The organism is Actinomadura sp. K4S16 (genome assembly GCF_008327685.1).
Lineage (GTDB): Bacteria > Actinomycetota > Actinomycetes > Streptosporangiales > Streptosporangiaceae > Spirillospora.
In genome coordinates this window covers 80,841-102,418 of the sequence record NZ_BDDE01000009.1, presented here as the reverse complement: position 1 = coordinate 102,418, position 21,578 = coordinate 80,841, and the positions used below count along the sequence as shown (strand labels likewise).

Annotated in this window: 2 protein-coding genes; both read right to left on the bottom strand. The window is 73.7% G+C overall.

The window, feature by feature from the left end; all coding sequences use genetic code 11:
- Positions 1-23: 23 nt before the first annotated feature.
- Positions 24-9,566 carry a type I polyketide synthase gene (locus K4S16_RS00360; protein ID WP_200841594.1) on the bottom strand — a complete coding sequence of 3,181 codons (9,543 nt, stop codon included), beginning with the start codon at positions 9,564-9,566 and terminating at the stop codon, positions 24-26.
- On the bottom strand, positions 9,559-21,384 hold the full coding sequence (locus K4S16_RS00355; RefSeq protein WP_149256779.1) for a type I polyketide synthase: 11,826 nt from the start codon (positions 21,382-21,384) through the stop codon (positions 9,559-9,561). The genes K4S16_RS00360 and K4S16_RS00355 overlap by 8 nt, the downstream gene beginning before the upstream one ends.
- Between the last annotated feature and the right edge of the window lie 194 nt (positions 21,385-21,578).

The window sequence follows — 21,578 nt, the reverse complement described above, 5'->3', positions numbered from 1 at the left end:
GCCCCCGTTCGGGTTCGGTGCCGTCACGGCCCAAGCTCCTTGTCGATCAGTTCGAACATCTCGTGCGCGGTCGCCGTGTCGATGTCGGACGCGGACTCCGCCGGCCCCGGCGCGGCGTCCCGGTCGGTCAGCCGCCACAGCAGGGCCTGCAGCCGCGCACCGATCTCGTCCAGGGCCCGGTCCCCGGGTTCGAGGGCCGCGCACGCCTCCTCCAGGGAGCGCAGGCCGTCCAGGGCGGGCGAGCGTCCGGCGCCGTCCTCGGGCAGCAGTGCCGACCGCAGGTGCGCGGCGACGTCGTCGGCGCTCGGATGGTCGAACACCAGCGTCGCCGGAAGGCGAAGGCCGGTGGCGGCCCCGAGCCGGTTGCGCAGCTCCACGGCGGTGATCGAGTCCAGCCCCATCTCGCGGAACGCCCGGTCCGGCTCGATCGCCTGCGATGTGCCGTGGCCGAGGACGGCCGCGGCCTGCTGCCGCACCAGCTCCAAGAGCAGGCGGTCGCGGCCCGGCTCGTCCAGATCGAGGAGCCGGGTGCGCAGGGCCGCCGCCTCACCCGGCGCCTCCGCTACGGTTCCCGCGGCCGCCCGTTCCGCGGCCTCGGGGATCTCGTCCGCGAGGCGCGTGGGCCGCGCGACGGAGAACAGCGGCAGGAAAACCGGCCAGTCCACGTCGGCGACCGTCGTATGGACGTCATCGCGGTCCAGCGCGCCGCCGAGCGCGGCCAGCGCGATGGCCGGGTCCATCAGCGGCAGGCCGTGCCTGGCCGAGCGCTCCTCGACGATCGCACGGTCGGCGGGGTCTTCGAAGACGTCCCACACCCCCCAGGCCACGGACGTCGCCGGCAGGCCGCGGGCGCGCAGCCACTGCGCGAGCGCGTCCACGTGGGCGTTGGCCGCCGCGTACGCGCCGTGGTCGCCGCTGCCCCAGACCCCGGCGATCGAGGAGAAGAACACCAGCGCGTCCAGGGGCTCGCCGATCTCGTCGAAGACATCGGCGAGGTTGCGGGCACTGTCGACCTTGGCGGAGACGGCGGCGGCGTACTCCGGCAGCCCGGTGTCGGCGATCGCCGCCAGCTCGCCGGTGGCGGCAGTGTGCAGCACCGTCCGGACCGGGGTGCCGTCGGCGGCCAGGCCGCGAGCGAGGGCGCGCAGCGCGCCCCGGTCCGTGACGTCGCAGCGGGCCAGGGTGATCCGCGTGCCGTGCTCGGCCAGCTCGGCGGCGAGGTCCTGGACACCGGGCGCGGCGTCTCCGTCCGGGTGGGTCAGCACCAGGTGCCGGGCGCCGCGGCCCACCAGCCAGCGAGCGATCCGGCCATCGGCGGGGCCGCCGCCCCCGGTGATGAGCGTCGCGTCACGCGGCCGCCAGTCCCGGACGGTCGCGGGCGCGGCGGCGCGGACGAGACGGCGGACCGACACGGCGGATTCGCGGACCGCGAGCTGGTCCTCGCCGTCCGTGCGGGCCAGGGCCGCGCACAGGTGCCGGGCCTCGTCCGGCACGGGCTCGGCCGGCAGGTCGACCAGCCCTCCCCACAGCCGTGGATGCTCCAGTGCGGCGACCCGCCCCAGCCCCCACAGCTGTGCCTGCGACGGGTCGCCGACCGGGTCGCCCGGGCCCGTGGACACCGCGCCGCGGGTCACGCACCACAGCGGCACGTCGGGCTCGGTCCCGGCGAGCGCGTGGAGGAGCGCGAGGGTGTTCGCGACACCGCGCGGCACCGCCGGGTGCGCCAGGTGAGGGGTCGCGTCCGCGGCGAGGAGCGACAGCACCCCGGCGAACCGGCCCTCGGCCAGGGCCGCGCGCAGCCCGGCCGCCGGAGAGGACCCGTTCCCGCCCGCGTACAGGTCTCCCGCACGCAGCCGGACGGTGTCCAGGCCCGTCTCCTCCAGCGCCCCCGCGACCGAGTCGGCCCAGGTCCCGGGCTCCTCCGGGAGCACCACCAGCCAGGTACCGGACAGCGCTCCGGCCCCGCTGGGCGCGGCGCGCCAGGCGACGTCGTAGCGCCAGGCCCCGGTCGCCGTGCGTTCCCGCCGGGTCCGATGCCAGTCCGACAGCGCTGGAAGCACCTCGGCAAGGGCCGTCTCGTCGAGCCTGAGCTCTTCGGCGAGAGCCCCGAGGTCGCTGCGTTCGACCGACGTCCAGAACCGTGCCTCTTCGGGGTCCGTCACCTCAGCGCCGGTGGGACCGTTGGTGGAATCGAGCCAGTAGCGGCGGCGCTGGAAGGCGTAGGTGGGCAGGTCGGCTCGGCGTCCTGGTCCGAGGATCGCGGACCAGTCGACCCCGACGCCCTGGACGGACGCCTCTCCCGCCGAGCGGAGCAGGCGGTCCGCGCCGCCCTCGCCGCGGCGCAGGGAGCCGATTGCGGCCACCCTGGCCTCGCGCTCGTCGGCGATCTCCTCCACGTTCGGGACCAGGATGGGGTGGGGACTGCACTCGACGAACGCCCGATGCCCGGACGCCAGCAGCGCGCCGACCGCCCCCGCGAAATCGACCGGTCGCCGTGCGTTCTCGAACCAGTAGTCCGGTCCGAGCGCGGCGGTGTCCAGCGGACCGCCGGTGACCGTCGACCAGAAGGGCACCTTGCCGGTGCGCGGGGCGACTGCCGCGAGCAGCTCCAGCAGTTCCTCGCGCAGTGGGTCGACCTGGGAGCAATGCGAAGCGACCGTGACCGGCACCACCCGGGCCCGGACGTCCTGTCGACCGCACTCCTTAACGAGCTCGCCGAGCAGGTCCTCGGGCCCGGCGACCATCACCGCGGCCGGCCCGTTGACGCCCGCGACGGCGAGTTCGCCGTCCCAGGGCGCCAGCAGGCCGCGCACCCGTTCGACGCCCGCGCCGACGGCCGCGACCGCGCCGCGCCCGGTGAGATCGCGGGCGAACAGCCGCGACCTCAAGACCACGACGCGCAGCGCGTCGTCCAGCGACAACGCGCCCGCCACGTAGGCGGCGGCGACTTCGCCCTGCGAGTGGCCGACGACGGCACCGGGCTCGACCCCCCAGGACCGCCAGACGCGCGCCAATCCGACCATGACGGCGAACAGGACCGGCTGCAGCCGGTCGATCCGGTCCAGGCTTCCCTCGTCGGACTCCAGGGCCTCGCGCAGCGACCAGTCCACGTAGCGGCGGAGGGCCTCCTCGCATTCGGCGATCCAGTCGGCGAAGACCGGGGACCGCGCCAGCAGGTCGCGTCCCATTCCCGTCCACTGTGAGCCCTGGCCGGGGAAGACGAGGACCGGCCGTTCCTGGGCGGCCGCGGTTCCCGTCACGGTGTTCGCAGTCGCCGTACCGGACGCGACGGCGGCCAGACCGGAGCGCAGCTCCTCCAGATCGCTCCCGAGGACGACGGCTCGATGAGCAAGGGCCGCGCGCGTCGTCGCCAGGGCGCGCGCCACGGCGCCGAGGCCATCGGTGGCGCCGACGGTCCACTCATGGAGCCGGGCGGCTTGAGCCCGTAGTGCGGTGTCCGTTGCTCCGGACAGGATCCATGGGAGCGGGGTGGTGTCTGTGTTGTGGTCTTGGGTGGGTTCGGGGTCGGTTGGGGGTGCTTGTTCGAGGATGAGGTGGGCGTTGGTGCCGCTGATGCCGAAGGAGGACACTCCGGCGCGGCGGGGTCTGCCTGTCTCGGGCCATTGGACGGGTCCGGTCAGGAGCCGGACGGTGCCGGTGGACCAGTCGACGTGGGGGGAGGGTTCGTCGGCGTGCAGGGTCGGGGGCAGTACGCCGTGGCGGAGCGCTTGGACGGTTTTGATGACGCCGGCGATCCCGGCGGCGGCGGCGGGGTGCCCGATGTTGGATTTGATGGATCCGATCCAGAGGGGGTGTGCGGGGTCGCGGTGGTGTCCGTAGGTGCTGTGGAGGGCTTGGGCTTCGATGGGGTCGCCGAGGGTGGTGCCGGTGCCGTGGGTTTCGACGGTGTCGATGTCGTGGGGGGTGAGGTGGGCGTTGGTGAGGGCTTGGTGGATGACGCGTTGCTGGGAGGGTCCGTTGGGGGCCGACAGGCCGTTGCTGGCGCCGTCTTGGTTGGTGGCGGTGCCGCGGATGGTGGCCAGGATGGGGTGGTGGTTTTGTTGGGCTTGGGTGAGGGGTTCGATGAGGACGAGGCCGGCGCCTTCGGCCAGGCCGATGCCGTCGGCACCGGCCCCGAACGCCTTGCACCGCCCGTCCGGTGACAGCACGCGTTGACGGCTGAAGCCCACGAACGGATCGGGACTGGTCAGGATCCCGACCCCGCCCGTCACCGCCTGGGAACACTCCCCGTTGCGGACGGCCTGGGCGGCCAGGTGGAGGGCGACGAGGGAGGAGGAGCAGGCGGTGTCCACGGTCACGGCCGGGCCTTCCAGCCCGAAGGTGTAGGCCAACCGCCCCGACACCACACTGGAGTTCGAGCCCGTCAGCAAGTGCCCCTCCAGGTCGCCGGGCACCCGTTGGATGCCCCCGCCGTACTGGGGCAGGTTGCAGCCCACGAACACACCGGTCGAGGAACCTCGTAGCGAACCGGGGTCGATGCCCGTGCGTTCGAACAGCTCCCAGGCGGTCTCCAGCAGGATCCGCTGCTGCGGGTCCATCGCGAGCGCCTCACGCGGCGAGATGCCGAAAGGCTCGGCGTCGAAGTCCGCCGCGTCGTACAGGAACCCGCCCCGCCGCGTGTAGGTGGTCCGCGGACGGTCCGGGTCCTGATCGAACAGCGCCTGTAGGTCCCAGCCGCGGTCGGTGGGGAAGTCGGAGATGGCGTCGGTGCCGGACAGCACCAGCTCCCACAGGTCCTCCGGGGAACGCACCCCGCCCGGGAACCGGCACGCCATGCCCACGATGACCAATGGGTCGTCGTCCGCGCGCGCCACCGCCGTCGCGGCCGGCGCGACCGCGGCGTCGCCGGTCAGCTCGGCGGCGAGGCGCCGCGCGACCTCCACGACGGTCGGATGGTCGAACGCCAGCGTCGCGGGCAGCGGCAGTCCCGTCGCGCGGGTGAGGCGGTTGCGAAGTTCCACCGCTGTCAGTGAGTCGAAACCGATCTCGTTGAAGGCACGCCTGGGATCGACGGCCTCGGGAGACCCGTGGCCGAGGACGTGCGCGACGTCCGCCCGGACCAGCTCGACCAGTGCCCGCTCGTGCTCGGCGGCGGGCAGCCCCGCGAACCGCTCGCGCCAGGCCGCGGCCTTCTCCTCGTCCGCGCCGGCGACGCCCCCCGCCGTGCCCGGCCCGGCCGGCGCGATCTCGGCGAAGAGGCGACTCGGCCGCGCCAGGGTGAACATGGGCAGGAACCGGTCCCAGTCCACGTCCGCGACCACCGGTGCGGCGTCGCCACGGTCCAGCACCTCCCAGAGCGCCGCGAAGGCGGACGCCGGGTCGAGCGGCACGAGCCCCTGGCGGTGCGCACGGTCGGTCAGCTCCAGGCGTCGGTCCTCGTCCTCCTCGCCGGGCGCCGCCCAGATCCCCCAGGCGACCGACGTCACGGGACGCCCCTCCGCCCGGCGGCGCTCGGCGAGCGCGTCGAGATAGGCGTTGGCCGCGGCGTACGCGCCATGCTCGCCACTCCCCCACACGGCCGTGATGGAGGAGAACAGGACGAAGGAGTCCAGGTCCCTGTCGGCGAACACCTCGTCCAGGACCCGCGCTCCCCCGACCTTGGCGGCCAGCGCCGCGGCCAGGTCCACCGTGCCGAGGCTCGTGAGCGGGGCGAGTTCGCCGACGACGGCGGCGTGGACCACCGAACGGACCGGCGCGCCCTCGTCCTCACACCTCAGCGCCAGTCCCTCCACCGCCTCCCGGTCGGTGACGTCGCACGCCGCGAAAGTCACTCGCGTACCGAGCGCCGCCAGTTCCGCGGCGACGCGATCGGCTCCGGGCGCCTCCGCGCCACGGCGGGACACGAGCAGCAGATGCTCCGCGCCCCGTTCGGCCATCGCCCGAGCCAGGAGCACGCCGAGCGCACCGGTGCCGCCGGTGACGAGCGTCGTCCCCTCCGGCCGCCACGTCCGAGCCGCGGCGGGCCCTCCGAGGCGGGCCCGCACGAGCCGGCGCGCACGCAGTCCCGAGGACCGGACGGCCAGCTGGTCCTCCCCGTCCGCGTTGCTGATGGCCTCGCTCAGCCGCACCCAGGTTCGCTCGTCCGGTTCGCCGGGCAGGTCGATCAGCCCACCCCAGTGCCGCGGATGCTCCAGCGCGGCCACCCTGCCGAGTCCCCACACCATCGCCTGGCGCGGGTCCGGTGGCGGATCCTCCGCACCGGCCCGGACCGCCGCGCGCGTCACGCACCACAGCGGCACGCCCTCGGGCGCCTGCGCGTGCCACCGCACCAGCTCCAAGGTCGCGGCAAGCCCTGCGGGAACCACGCGGCTCCGGTCGCCGTCGTCCTCCGCCAGTGCCAGGAGCGAGACCACTCCGGCGATCTCCAACTCCGAACGCAGCTCGCGGGCGCCGTCCGCGGCCGCCACATGCGTTTCGGCCCCGAGCCCCGCCAGTGTCTCGGCGACCGGGCCGGCGAACGGATGTCCTGGAGGAGCCACGATGAGCCAGTGCCCGCTCAGCGCACGTGCGCCTGCCGGACTGGGCCGCCACACGGTCTCGTACCGCCATGCGTCCGACGACGGACCCGTCACCCTCGCGCCCGCCCCGGCTCCGACGCTGACCCAGTAGTGGTGGTGTTGGAAGGGGTAGGTGGGCAGGTGGGTGGCGGTGTGGTCGGGTTCGGGTGGTTCGGGTGGTTCGGGGGGTTCGGGTTGGTTGGGTTGGGTGGGTGTGTAGGTGATGGGGTGGTGGGTGTGGGTGTGTAGGTGGGCGAGGTTGTGGAGGTAGTGGGTGTAGGTGTGGTGGTCGCGGGTGAGGGTGTGGTGGACGAGGGGTTCTGCGGGCGGGTTGTTTGTGGTGTCTGGGGTGTGGGTGTGGGTGAGGGTGTGGGTGAGGTCGGTGGTGAGGATGGGGTGGGGGCTGATTTCGAGGTAGGTGGTGTGGCCGGTGTGGTGGAGGTGTGTGGTGGTTTGGTGGAGTTGGACGGTGTGGCGCAGGTTGGTGTGCCAGTAGGCGGGGTCGGGGTGGGGGTTGGTTTGGCCGGTGCAGGTGGAGATCCAGGTGATGGTGGGTGGTTGGGGGGTGATGCCGGTCAGGGCGGTGAGGATGTGGGTTTGGAGGGTGTCGATGGCGGGGTGGTGGGAGGGGTAGTTGACGGGGAGGCGTTTGCTGCGGATGCCGTTGCGGGTGCAGTGCTCCAGGAGGCGGGTCAGGGCGGTGTCGGGTCCTGAGACGGTGGTGGAGTCGGGTCCGTTGACCGCGGCGATCGATATCTCTTCCAGGCCGTCCAACTGGTCGAGGGTGTGGGGGTGGGCGGCGATGTGGGCCATGCCGCCGGTGTGGTGCAGGCGGGTGAGGGCTTGGGAGCGCAGGGCGCTGATGCGGGCGGCGTCGTGCAGGGTGAGGGCGCCGGCGATGTGGGCGGCGGCGATTTCGCCTTGGGAGTGGCCGATGACGGTGTCGGGGTGGACGCCGTGGGCTTGCCAGAGCCGGGCCAGTGACACCATGATCGCGAACAGGGCGGGTTGGATTACCTCGGTGCGGTCCCATACCGGGCTGTCGGGGGGTTGGGTGAGGGTCTGGGTCAGGGACCAGTCCAGGTGTGGTGCCAGTGCCTGCTCGCATTCGGCCATGGATGCGGCGAACACCGGGGACTGCTGCAGCAGGGCCGCGCCCATGCCCGGCCACTGCGATCCCTGGCCGGGGAACACGAACACCGTCTTGCCGGCCGGGCGGGCCTGACCGGTCACCACCCCGCCGGTGCCGCGGGCGCCGGTGCCGCGGGGGCCGGTGCCGCGGGGGCCGGTGTCGCGGCCGGCGGCGATCGCGTCCAGCCCGTCCAGTAGTTCGCTGGTGCTGGTGCCGATGATGACCGCGCGGTGGTCGAACAGGGTCCGGCCCGACCGCAGCGCGCGCGCGGTCCGAACCGCGAAACCGGTACCGGTGCCGGCGGTGGGGGCGTTGGTGCGGGTCCAGGCGGCCAGCCGGCGGGCCTGGTCGCGCACCGCGCCCTGGCCGCGACCCGACACCACCCACACCACCGGACCATCCCAGCCGGCAGACTCGGCGGACTCGGCAGACTCGGCGCGCGGCTCAGCCGCGGACTCGGCGGACTCGGCCACGGGCTCGGGTTGGGGGGCTTGTTCCAAGATGAGGTGGGCGTTGGTGCCGCTGATCCCGAACGAGGACACCCCGGCCCGGCGCGGCCGGTCCACCCGCGGCCACTCGGTGGCCTCGGTCAGCAGCCGCACCGCACCGGCCGACCAGTCCACCGCCCGCGACGGCTCGTCCACATGCAACGTCCGCGGTAGTTCGGGATGCTGGAACGCGGTCAGCATCTTGATCACACCGGCTACTCCAGCCGCGGCGGCGGTGTGGCCGATGTTCGACTTCACCGAACCCAGCCAGAGCGGACGGTCCTCTGGACGGTCCTGGCCGTAGGTCGCCAGCAACGCCTGGGCTTCGATCGGGTCGCCCAGCGAGGTGCCGGTCCCATGGGCCTCCACCACGTCCACGTCCGCACCCGACAACCGCGCATTGGCCAGCGCACGCCGGATCACCCGCTGCTGCGAAGGACCGTTCGGCGCCGCCAGTCCGCTGCTGGCGCCGTCCTGGTTCATCGCCGAACCGCGGATCACCCCCCACACCCGCCGCCCATGACGCACCGCGTCCGACAACCGCTCCAACACCAGCACCCCGGCGCCCTCGCCCCAGATGGTGCCGTCGGCGGCCTCGGCGAACGCCTTGCATCGGCCGTCGGGTGCGAGGCCGTTCTGGCGGCTGAACTCCACGAACAGCCAGGGCGTCGTGAGCACGGTGACTCCGCCGGCGAGGGTAAGCGTGCTCTCTCCCGTGCGGAGTTCCTGGCAGGCGAGGTGGATCGCCACCAGCGACGACGAGCACGCGGTGTCCAGCGTCACCGCCGGGCCCTCCAAACCCAGCGTGTAAGACACCCGCCCCGACACCACGCTGCCCACGTTGCCGGTGAGGGAGTAGCCCTCGACCTCCTCGGGGATCTGCTGGACACCGCCGAGGTAGCCGGGGTTGCCCGCGCCGACGAAGACGCCGGTCCTGGAGCCGCGCAATGTGTGCGGGTCGAGCCCGGTGCGTTCCAGCGCCTCCCAGGCGACCTCCAGGAAGAGCCGCTGCTGCGGGTCCATGGCCAGGGCCTCGCGCGGCGAGATGCCGAAGAACTCCGCGTCGAAGTCCGCGGCATCGTGCACGAATCCGCCGTGGTCGACGTAGCTGGTCCCGGGGCGCCGCCCGTCGGGGTCGTGGAGGGCGGCGACGTCCCAGCCGCGGTCGACGGGGAAGCCGGTGATCGCGTCACGGCCGGACTCGACGAGGTCCCACAGCTCCTCGGGCGAGGTGACACCGCCGGGATAGCGGCAGGCCGCCCCCACGACGGCGATCGGCTCGCCCGCACGGCCCTCGGCGGCACCGAGACGGCGGCGCGTCTGCCGCAGTTCGGCCGTGACCCGCCTGAGGTACTCGCGAAGCCTGTCGTCCCCGCCGTCCATGTCGCCTCCTTCGCCGACGCGCCGGTCGGCGTCGCGGTCAGTCATGTCCGAGCTCCCGGTCGATCAGGGCGAACATCTCGTCATCGGTCTCGGCGTCGAACGCGCCGGGCGCCACGGCGTCGGCGTCGTCCGGGCCGGTGTCCTCCAGCTCCCATGCCAAAGCGCGCAGACGTTCGGCGACGTCGCGGCCGAGCCCGGAGTCGAGGGACGGGTCGCGAAGAAGACCTTCGAGTGCCTCAAGATGGCGCAGCACCGATGGCGGCCCGGTCGGGACGGACCCGTTGGCCGCCAGCCTGGCTTCGAGGTAGGCGGCGACGGCGGCCGGGCTGGGCTGGTCGAACAGCAGCGTGGCGGGCAGTTCGAGCCCGCTGAGCCGGGTCAGGGTGTTGCGGAGCTCGACGGCGGTGAGGGAGTCGAAGCCGAGGTCGAGGAAACCGCGCTCGGCGTCGATCGCCGCCGGGGTGGCGTGCCCGAGCACGGCGGCGGCCTGTACTCGGACCAGCTCCAAGAGCCGGTCGGCCCGCTGGTCCTCAGGGAGCGCGGCGAGGGTGTCGCCCAGCGGGATCTCGGTGGGGGCCGGACCGGCGGTGCGGCGGGACGGGCCCCGGACCAGCCCGCTCAGCCGGGGCTGGAGCGTGCCGTCCGCGGCGGCGGAGCGGAGGGCGGCGGGGTCCAGTGCGGCCGCGATCCGCACGGGGTCAGGTCCGGTCATGGCGTGATCGAGGAGGGCAAGGGCATGTTCGGTCGGCAGGGGTCGCAGCCCGGTACGGGAGAGGCGCGCGCGGGTGGCGGCGTCCAGGTCGGCGGTCATGCCGCTGGCCTCCTCCCAGATGCCCCAGGCGATGGACACGGCGGGACGGCCTCCGGCCCGCCGTGCATGCGCCCATCCGTCAGCGAAGGCATTGGCGGCCGCATAGCCGGCTTGGCCCGCGGAGCCGAGGACGCCCGCGACGGAGGAGAACACCACGAAGGCCGACAGGTCCAGCTGCCGGGTCGCCTCGTCAAGTACGAGCGTCCCGTCGACCTTGGGGCGGAGGACACGCTCGACTTGGTCCTGGGTCAGGGTGTCGGCCAAGCCGTCGTCGACGACACCTGCGGCGTGCACGACGGCGGTGATGGGATGCCCGGCGGGCACGGCGTCGAGAAGTCGGTCCACCGCGGCACGGTCGGCGACGTCGCAGGCCACGAGGACCACTTCGGCTCCGAGGGCGGTCAGTTCGGCGGCGAGGGCGGTGGTTCCCGGGTCGGCGGCGCCGCGGCGTCCCGCCAGCACCAGATGCCGGACGCCGTGCCGGGTGACCAGGTGCCGGGCGACGAGGCCGCCGAGCGTACCGGTCGCTCCGGTGACGAGGACGGTGCCGGCGGGGTCGCGGTCCGGGGGGACGGTCAGGACGATCTTCCCCAGGTGCCGGGCGCGGCTCATGAAGCGGAACGCCTCGGGAGCGCGGCGCACGTCGAACGCGCGAACCGGGGGCGGCGCCAGCTCGCCGCGGGCGAGGGCCCCGGTGACCTCGGCGAGCAGCGCTCCGAGCCGGTCCGGTCCGAGGTCTGCGAGGTCGAAGGGCATGTAGGCGAAACCGGGGTCGCGGGCGGCGACGTCCTGCGCGGCCCGCAGGTCGGTCTTGCCCATCTCGATGAACCGCCCTCCCGGCGCCAGCAGCCGAAGGGAGGCGTCCACGAACTCTCGGGCGAGCGAGTTCAGCACGACGTCGACGCCGCGCCCACCGGTCGCGGCACGGAAGCGGTCCTCGAAGCCGAGGTCGCGAGAGGACGCGATGTGCGCGTCGTCCAGCCCCATGCCTCGCAGGACGTGATGCTTGCCCGGCGAGGCGGTGGCGTAGACCTCGGCGCCCAGCCCGAGCGCCACCTGCACCGCGGCCATCCCGACGCCGCCCGCGGCGGCGTGTACCAGTACTGTCTCGCCCGGCTGGAGCCGGGCGAGCTCTACCAGGCCGTGCCGTGCCGTCACGAACGCGGCGGGCACGGCGGCGGCCTCGGTGAACGACCAGCCGGGGGGTAGCGGGACGACCGTGCGGTGGTCGGTCACGGCGACCGGTCCGAACGCATGGTCGATCAACCCCATGACCCGGTCGCCGACGGCGACGCCGGACACCCCGGGGCCGGTCTCGGTGACGATCCCGGCCGCTTCGGTGCCCATGGAACCCGTGCCGGGATACATGCCGAGGGCGATGAGGACGTCGCGGAAGTTGAGTCCGGCCGCGCGGACGGCGACCCGGATCTGCCCCGCCTCAAGAGGGGCGGTCGCTTCGGGGGCGGCCACGGCGGCGAGGTCGGTGAGCGTGCCGCCGTCGCTGACGTCGAGCCGCCAAGGGCCCGCGGGCGGTGTGAGCGCGTTTTCCACGGGGACGAGGCGGCCGGCGAAGGCGGCGCCGTCTCGCACGGCGATCTCTGGTTCGCCCGCCCGCACCGCCGTGGCGGCCGCACCTCCCAGGGCGGCACGGGACTCGTCGGTTCCGTCGGTGTCCAGAAGGAGGAGGCGGCCTGGCCGTTCGGCCTGCACGGCGCGCACCAGACCGCAGCGGGCGGCTTCCGCGGGGTCGCCGGGAACCGGCTCGTCCCCGGTGGTCACGCCGCCGGTGGTGACGACGACGAGTCGGGAGCCGCCCGGTATCCGTTCATCGCCGGTCCAGGACCGGACTGCGTCGAGGGTGGCGTGCACGCGCACCCGCACCGTCATGGCCGGCTCGCCTCCCTCCTCGGTCACCGGCGCGAGGAAGACCAGGTCCGGGACCGGGCCGGGGGCGTCCAGCAGCGAGGGCACGTCGGGATGCGCGGGCACTTCGCCCGGCAGTCCGAGGTCGGCGGGCGCGGCGCCGATCACAGCGCAGCCGGAGCGGGCGGCGGCCGGCGAGGTGGCCGAGCCGAGGGGTGTCCAGGCGAGGGTGTGGGCGGCCGGCGCGGTTCCGGCCCGCATCCGGCTCAGGGCGTCGGCGGAGATCGGCCGCACGGCCACGGAGGAGATGGTGACGACGGGCGCGCCGCCGGGATCGTGGGCGCGAACGGCGAACGTGTCGGGGCCTGTCCGCTCCACTCGGACGCGCAGCGCCGTCGCCCCGGAGGCGTGCAGGGTGAGGTCGTCCAGCGCGAACGGAAGGCGAAGCGGGGAGTCCGGCCCGTCCAGCAACAGCCCTGCCTGGAGCACCGCGTCGAGCAGAGCGGGGTGGGCGCCGAACCTGGCGGCACGGTCGTGTTCCTCGGGCGGAAGCAGCACGTCGGTGAAGACGGTGTCATCGAGCCGCCAAGCCTCGCGGAGTCCCCGGAACGCCGGGCCGTATCCGATGCCGCGAGCCGCCAGGTCCTCGTGGAGGCCGCGGACGTCCACCGGCCGGGCACCGGGCGGCGGCCACGGGAGCGACGCGGCGGCCACCGGGGGCGAGCCGGCAGGCGCGGTGCCGGAGGCGAGCACCGCGCCTGCGTGCCGAACCCAGGGGGTGTCCGCCGTCGCGCCGTCGGGGCGGGCGTGCACACTCACCCGGCGCCGCCCCGACTCCTCGGATGGCGCGACCCGGACCTGGAGGGCGAAGCCGGTGCCGTCGGGGAACACCAGCGGGGACTCCAGGACCAGCTCGGCGATCCGGTCGAGGCCGGCCTCATCACCGGCCCGCACGACCAGCTCGGCGATGGCCGAGGCGGGGAGGACCGCGGTCCCGCCGATCCGGTGGTCCGCGAGCCAGGGGTGGACGGACGGGGAGAGCCGTCCGGTGAGCAGGAGCTCCTCGCCACCGGCGAGGTCCACCGCCGCCGGGACGAGCGGGTGCCCGGCGTCGGTCAGGCCGAGACCGGACGCGCCGGTCGCGGCGCGGCCGCTCTCCAGCCAGTACCGGCGGCGCTGGAACGGATAGGTGGGCAGATCGAGAAGCGCTCCGGTCCCGGCTCCGAGGACCGCGTCCCAGCGGACGTCCGCGCCGCCCTCGAAGACCCGCGCACGGGCGGCGCGCAGGGTGGTGGCCTCGTCCTTGTCCCGGCGCAGCGTCGCCGCGGTGATCGGGGCGGCGTCGCCGCACGCCTCACTGGCGGCGGCCGCGAGGCCGCCACCCGGGCCCGACTCGACGAAGAACCGGCCGCCGGCATCGGCGGCGGAGCGCAGGGCGTCCAGGAAACGGATCGGCTCGCGGACGTGCTCGGTCCAGTACGCGGGCGAAGTCAGCTCGCCTTCGCCGGCGGGACGTCCAGTGCGGTCGGAGATGATCGGGATCTGCGGCGGGTGCCATGCGAGCCCCTCCGCGACGCGGCGGAACTCGTCCAGCATGGGATCCATGCGCGGCGAGTGGAAGGCGTGGCTGACTCGCAGGCGGCGGGCCTTGCCGCCGAGACCGGACCAGTGCGCGACCAGGCGGTCCACCGCGTCCTCGTCGCCGGACACGACCGTCGCGGCGGGACCGTTGACGGCGGCGATCACGACTCCGTCCCGCAGAAGGGGGACGATCTCCTCTTCGGCCGCCTCGAAGGCGGCCATGGCTCCCCCGGACGGGAGCGCCTGCATCAGGCGCCCGCGTGCGGCGACCAGCTCGGCGGCGTCGTCGGCGGTCAGGACGCTCGCGGCGTGCGCCGCGGCCAGCGCACCGATGGAATGACCGGCCAGCAGGTCGGGACGCAGGCCCCATGCGACGAGGGTCCGGAACAGCGCGACCTCGACGGCGAACAGCGCGGGCTGGGTCCAGCGGGTCTCGTGCAGGATGTCCTCGCCTGTCTCACCGAACACCACGTCCCGCAGACTTCCGCCGAGGAGGCGGTCGAACCGTGCGCACAGGTCGTCGAGCGCGGCGGCGAACTCCGGTATCGCCTCGTACAGGCCGCGGCCCATGCCGGGATACTGCGCGCCCTGACCGGAGAAGAGGACCACGGTCTTGCCGGAGCGGGCAGGGCCGGTGCCGCGCGCGCCTTCGGTGGCCAGCGTCGTGAGGAGCGCCGCGGCGTCGTCGCCGTCGTGGGCGTCCAGCACGGCGCGGTACGGGTGCAGGGCGCGCGAGGTGATCAACGTCCTGCCCAGGTCGCGCAGGTCGAGGGAGGGGTTCGCCTCGACGAACCGGGCCAGCCGCCCGGCCTGGTCCGCCAGCGCGTCCGGGTCTCGGGCCGACAGGACGAGCGGGACGAGCGCCAGGTCCGCCGCGGGTGCGGGCGGGCCTTGCGGACCCTGCTCCCCGGGCGGCGGCTCCTCCAGGATGAGGTGGGCGTTGGTGCCGCTCGCGCCGAAGGACGACACGCCCGCGCGACGCGGCCGCCCGCCGGACGGCCACGGCACCGGCTCGGTGAGCAGCCGCACGTCCGCGGCGGACCAGTCCACGTGCGGGGTCGGTGCGTCGACGTGCAGGGTGCGGGGCAGCACCGCGTGCCGCATGGCCTGGACCATCTTGATGATCCCGGCCATTCCCGCGGCGGCCTGGGTGTGCCCGAGGTTGGACTTCACCGAGCCCAGCCACAGGGGCCGTTCGTCCGGCCGGCCTGCGCCGTACGCCTCCTGGACGGCCTGCGCCTCGATCGGGTCGCCGAGGGTGGTGCCGGTGCCGTGCGCCTCGACCGCGTCGACGTCGGCGGGGGCGAGTCCGGCCGCGTCGAGCGCCTGCGCGATGACGCGGCGCTGGGCGGCGCCGTTGGGAGCGGTAAGGCCGTTGCTGGCACCGTCCTGGTTGACCGCGGACCCGCGGACGACGGCCAGGACGCGATGGCCGCGGTGCCGTGCGTCCGACAGCCGCTCCAACACCAGAACGCCCGCGCCCTCGGACCATCCCGTCCCGTCGGCGGCGGCCGCGAACGGCTTGCAGCGGCCGTCGGGGGCGAGGCCGCGCTGCCGGCTGAACTCGGTGAACAGCACCGGGGCCGGCATGACGGTGACGCCGCCGGCGAGCGCGATGCCGCACTCCCCCGCCCGCAGCGCCTGTGCGGCGAGATGCAGCGCCACCACCGAGGACGAGCAGGCGGTGTCCACCGTCATCGCGGGGCCCTCCAGCCCCAGCGCGTAGGCGATCCGCCCGGACACCACGCTGGTCGAGGTGCCGCTGAGCAGGTAGCCCTCGGCCTGGTCCGGAGGCGCGCCGCCCGCGTAGTCTTGGTGGATGGCCCCGGCGAACACCCCGGTGGCGGTGCCGCGCAGCGAGTCCGGGTCGATCCCGGCGCGTTCCAGCGCCTCCCACGTCACCTCAAGGAGCACTCGCTGCTGCGGGTCCATCACCGCGGCCTCGCGCGGGGAGATCCCGAAGAACCCGGCGTCGAAGCAGGCCGCGTCGTCCAGGAAGCCGCCCACGCGTACGTAGGTGGCCCCGGGCGCGTCCGGGTCGGGGTCGTACAGCGCGGCGAGATCCCACCCACGATCTGCCGGGAACTCCGACAGGACCTCCCCGCCGGTGGCCACCAGGTCCCACAATGCCTCGGGCGAAGACACCCCGCCCGGGAAACGGCACGCCATCCCGACGATGGCGATCGGCTCCGCCGACGCGGGCACGGGCCGAGCCGCGACGTGCGGCCTCGCGAGGGCGGCGGGCTCGCCGCCCGCACCGGCGAGGGCGGCGAGGGTCCGGGCGACGGCGGCGGGCGTGGGGTGGTCGAAGACGAGCGTGATCGGCAGCCGGAGCCCGGTCGCGCCGGCGAGCCGGTTGCGCAGTTCCACCCCTGTCATCGAGTCGAACCCGACCTCTTTGAAGGCGCGGCCGGGGTCTAGGTCGTCGGGCGAATCGTGACCGAGGACGCTCGCGGTATGGCTCATGACCACGGTGAGGAGTTCGCGCTCCCTTTCTTCCCGGGGCAACGCCGACAGCCGCTCGACCGCTTCGTCCGTCTGCTCGCCGCTCACGTCCCGGCCCTCAAGCCGGCGGCGGGACGGACTAGCCGGGACGAGTGGACGCAAGGGTGCGGGCACCAACCCGAGGGCGGCACGGTCGCGGAGCCCCGGCAGGTCGAGGCGGACCGGCAAGAGGGCCGGGTGCCCACTCGCCAGTGCGGCGTCAAGAAGACCGAGGGCTTCGCCCCGGTCGAGCGCGACCGTTCCGGCTCCGGTCGGTCCCGTGGGTGCGGCGCCGGAAAGGTGCTCGGTCATTCCGCTGTGCAGCGCCCACGGCCCCCAGGCCAGAGAGGTCGCGGGCAGGCCGGCCGCGCGGCGGAGGTGCGCCAGGGCGTCGAGGGCGGCGTTCGCGGCGGCGTAGTTCCCCTGGCCTGGATTGCCGAGGACCCCGGCGGCCGAGGAGAAGAGCACGAAACGGGTGACCGGCAGATCCGCGGTGAGTTCGTGCAGGTGGAGCGCGGCGTCGAGCTTGGGTCGCAGGACACGGTCCACGCGGTCCGCGTCGAGGGACCCGATCGTCCCGTCGTCCAGCGTGCCGGCGGTGTGGACGACGCCGGTGAGGGGACGGTCGGCAGGAAGCTCCGCCACGAGGCGCGCCACCGCGTCCCGATCGGCGACGTCGCATGCGGCGACCGTGGCCTCCGCGCCGAGCCCGGCCAGCGAGGCCACGAGTTCCCCGGCGCCCGCGGCGTCCGGACCACGGCGGCTCACCAGCAGCAGCGACCGGACGCCGTGCGCTGCGGCGAGATGGCGCGCGACGGCGGAGCCGAGCGCACCCGTGCCTCCGGTCACGAGGACCGTGCCGTCGGGATCCCAGCCCGGGTCGGCGGGCGCCGCGGGCCGGGCAACACGGGCCAACCGGGGGATCAGGACCGTCTCCCCGCGCACTGCCGCCTGCAAGTCCTCTTCGCGGGCGGCGGCCGCGCAGGCCGAGCGTGTGGCGGAACCCGGTTCGGCGGCGGGGTCCAGGTCGATCAGTGCGATGCGGCCCGGGTTCTCCGATTGCGCCGAGCGGGTCAGACCCCACACCGCGGCAGCGGCGAGATCCGGAGTCTCCCCTTCGATGCCGGCGGCGTTCCGGGTGACGAGGGCCAGTCGCGTTCCCGCGAGGACGTCACCGGTCGCGATCCACTCCTTCAGCACGGCCAGCGCGGCGCCCAGTTCCGCACGCGCAGTGGCCGTGAAGCCGCCGCCGGACGGCGCGTCCGGGGAGAACAGCAGCAGGTCGGGTCCGGGCGCGCCCTCGCGGACGGTGTGGACGAGAGCGGCCAGGTCCACGTGGTTCTCGACCGGGTGCTCGACGGTGCCCAACCGTCCGGCGAGATCGTGGACGTCGTCACCGAGTACGGCGTACCGGATGGACGAAGCCTCCCAGACGGGCTTTGCGGGCAGTGCCGTCCAATCGAGGCGGTAAAGGGAGTCGCCGGCGCCGTGCGCGAGCGCGCCCTCGGGTGCGGGGCGCACGGTCAGGGAGCCGATCCGGCCGACTCTCTCGCCGCCGGGGGTGAAGAGGTCCACCGAGACTGCCCCGTCACGCTCCGGGCTGATGCGTACGAGCAGCTCCGTGGCACCTTCGATCTCCAGGGAGACGTCCGACCACGCGAACGGCAGCCGTGGCCCGGGCCGCTCCCGGGAAGGATCCGGCAACTCCGCCACTGCGTGCAGCGCCGCGTCCAGGAGGGCCGGGTGGATGGCGAAGGGGCCGGTCTCCTCGCGATGTTCTTCGGGCAGGGCCACATCGGCGACGACATCCTCGCCGTCCCGCCAGACGGCCCGCACGCCGCGGAAGGCGGGTCCGTATCCGTGACCTCGGTCGTTCAGGCGGGCGTAGAGGTCGTCGGCGGGTGCGGCGTCTGCGGGGCGAACGGGCAGGAGAACCGGTTCCGGATGGTCTCCGGGAATGGTGGGGACGAGCGTCCCGGTCGCATGCCGGGTCCAGGCCGCCTCCGTCTGTGACCGGGCGGGCCTGGCGTGCACGGTGAGCCCCCGCCGCCCAGCGGCGTCGGCTGCTCCGACCGCGACCTGGATCTCGGTCTCGTCGTGGCCCGGGAGGACGAGCGGTTGTTCCAGGACCAGTTCCTCGACCCCGGCGCATCCCATCTTGTCGCCCGCCTGGATGGCCAATTCCACCAGGGCCGCGCCCGGAACGACGACCATGCCGTTGACCGTGTGATCGGCCAGCCAGCCAGGGGACGACGCCGAAAGGCGTCCGGTGATGACGGCGGTGTCGGCGTCGGCGAGCCGCAGCAGCGCGTCGAGCAGGGGATGCTCGACGCGTTCGACTCCGGCCGAGGCGGTTCCCGAGAGGGGGCGTCCGGCCGCCTCCAGCCAGTAGCGCCGGCGCTGGAATGCGTAGGTCGGCAGATCGGGGCGGGGTCCCCGGCCGAACAGCGCCGTCCAGTCCACCGTGATGCCGCCGCTGTGCGCCTCGGCGGCCGAGCGCAGCAGGCGGTCCGCGGATCCCTGGTCGCGGCGCAGCGATCCGACCGCGACGACCTCCGCGTCTCGTTCCGCGGCGATCTCGGCGATGTTGGGGACCAGGATGGGGTGCGGGCTGCACTCGATGAAGGCCCGATGGCCCTCGGCGAGCAGGCCGCCGATCGCCCCGGCGAAATCCACCGGACGGCGCGCGTTGTCGAACCAGTACTCCGCGCCCAGCGCCGAGGTGTCCACCGGGGCGCCGGTCACCGTCGAGCAGAAGGTCACGTCGGTGGCCACCGGACTCACGGGCTCCAGGAGTTCCAGGAGTTCCCCGCGTAGTGGATCGACCTGCGCGCTGTGCGAAGCGACCGTCCCCGCCACGACACGCGCACGGATCCCCCGCTCCCCGCACAGCACCACCAGCTCATCCAGCAGGTCCTCCGGACCCGCCACCATCGTGGCGCCCGGCCCGTTGGCACCCGCCAGCGACAGCGCCCCGCCCCACCGCCCGATCAGCTCCTCGGCTACGGCGCGTCCCGCGGCCAGCGCGGCAACGGCTCCGTGTCCCACGAGCGCGCGAGCGAACAATCGCGACCGCAGCACCACGACCCGTACGGCGTGATCCAAGGACAGCGCGCCGGCGACGTACGCCGCAGCGACCTCACCCTGCGAATGACCCACGACAGCACCGGGCACCACTCCCCAGCTTCCCCAGATCCGGGCGATTCCGACCATCACGGCGAACAACAGCGGCTGGAGAACCTCGATACGCGCCAGATCCGCCTCATCAGCCCGCTCCAGCACCTCCCGCAACGACCAATCCACATACCGCGACAGAACGACCTCGCACTCCTCCACCCACCCCCCGAACACCTCCGACGAATCCAGCAGCTCACGCCCCATCCCCACCCACTGCGACCCCTGCCCCGGAAACACCAGAACCGGACGGCCCACCTCCAGAGCCGTGCCGGTCACGATGGCGGGAGCGGACTCGCCTGAGGCGAACGCACCCAGCGCGTCGCGCAGGCGGAGGAGCTCACTGCCAAGGACTACGGCTCGGTGGGTAAGAGCGGCCCGTGAGGTGGCCAGGGTTCGCGCCACGTCGGCAGGTCGGGTGTCCGGGTGAGCGTCGAGCCAATCGCGGAGCCGTTCGGCCTGTGCGCGCAGCGCGGTCGCATTCGCCCCTGAGAGCGTCCAGGGGATCGTGCTGAGCACCGCGCCGGCGGCATTCGGGGCCCCGGTCTCGGCCTCGGCGGCCTCCACGGGGGCCTGCTCCAGGATCAGGTGCGCGTTGGTTCCGCTGATCCCGAACGACGACACCCCCGCACGGCGCGGGCGCCCCGTGTCCGGCCAGTCTTTCGGGGCGGTCAGCAGTCGGACCGTGCGCGCGGACCAGTCGATCTCGTCGCTGGGCTCGTCCGCGTGCAGGGTGGGAGGCAGGACGCCCTCGTCCAGCGCGTGAACCATCTTGATGACGCCGGCGATGCCGGCGGCGGCCTGCGTGTGCCCGATATTGGACTTCACCGACCCCAGCCACAGCGGCAGCTCGACATGACGGTCACGTCCGTAGATCGCCATCAGAGCCTGGGCCTCGATGGGGTCGCCGAGCCGCGTGCCCGTCCCGTGTGCCTCGACCGCGTCCACCTCGTGGGGGCCCAGACCGGCGTTCGCGAGGGCCTGCCGGATGACGCGCCGCTGCGACGGCCCGTTGGGGGCGGTCAGCCCGTTGCTCGCCCCGTCCTGGTTGACCGCCGATCCCCGCACCAACGCGAGCACCCGGTGGCCATTGCGCCGGGCGTCCTCAAGACGCTCCAGCACCACCATCCCGACGCCCTCGGACCACCCCGCACCGTCCGCCCCGGCACCGAACGCCTTGCAGCGGCCGCTGGGCGAGAGAGCGCCCTGCCGGCTGAACTCCACGAACTCGCTGGGGTTGGGCATGATCGTGACACCGCCCGCGAGCGCCAGCGAGCACTCGCCCGACCGCAGCGCACGCCCCGCCAGGTGCATCGCCACCAACGACGACGAACACGCCGTGTCCACCGTCAGCGCAGGCCCCTCCAGACCGAACGTGAACGCCACCCGGCCCGAGATGACGCTGCCGATGTTGCCGACGAGGGCATAGCCGTGCGCGTCATCGGCCGCCTGCTGCATCCCCACGAGGTAGCCGAAATTGCCGGCGCCGACGAACACGCCTGCCGAGCTGCCGCGCAGCGACAGGGGATCGATCCCCGCCCGCTCCAGGGCTTCCCACGACGTCTCCAACACCAGCCGCTGCTGCGGATCCATCGCCAGCGCCTCACGCGGCGAGATCCCGAACAACCCCGCGTCGAACTCCCCCGCGTCGTAAAGGAAACCGCCCTCGCGGGCGACACTGCGCCCGGGGCGGGTCGCGTCGGAGCCCAGCAGGTCCCCGAGATCCCAGCCGCGGTCGGTCGGGAACTCGGAGATCGCGTCCCGTCCGGAGACGACCGTCTCCCAGAGGCCCTCGGGGTCGCGGACACCGCCGGGAAAGCGGCAGGCCATGCCGACGATGGCGATCGGGTGGCGGTCGCGCCGTTCGGCCTCGGCCAGCCTGCGCCGGGTCTCGTGCAGGTCCGCGGCGACACGCTTGAGGGTCTCCAGCAGCTTGCCATCGTCCGCCATCGGTGCCCGACTCCACTAATTCGGGGTCTGTGATTCGCGACTTTTACACAGCGGTTCCGGCCCTTCAAGAACACGGTGGGCAAACCTTCATGCACACGCCGCGATAATGTCCAGGCAGTTCCCTTGACCCTATTTTTCAGCCCCTCAGCACAGGGGGACGACATCCTCTTTTAGGGGTCAACGAGAACCGCTAG

What these genes read in the sequence shown, in the direction of transcription:
- K4S16_RS00360 (WP_200841594.1), bottom strand. Translation starts at nt 9,566, where the DNA reads ATGACTGACCGCGACGCCGACCGGCGCGTCGGCGAAGGAGGCGACATG.
- K4S16_RS00355 (WP_149256779.1), bottom strand. Translation starts at nt 21,384, where the DNA reads ATGGCGGACGATGGCAAGCTGCTGGAGACCCTCAAGCGTGTCGCCGCG.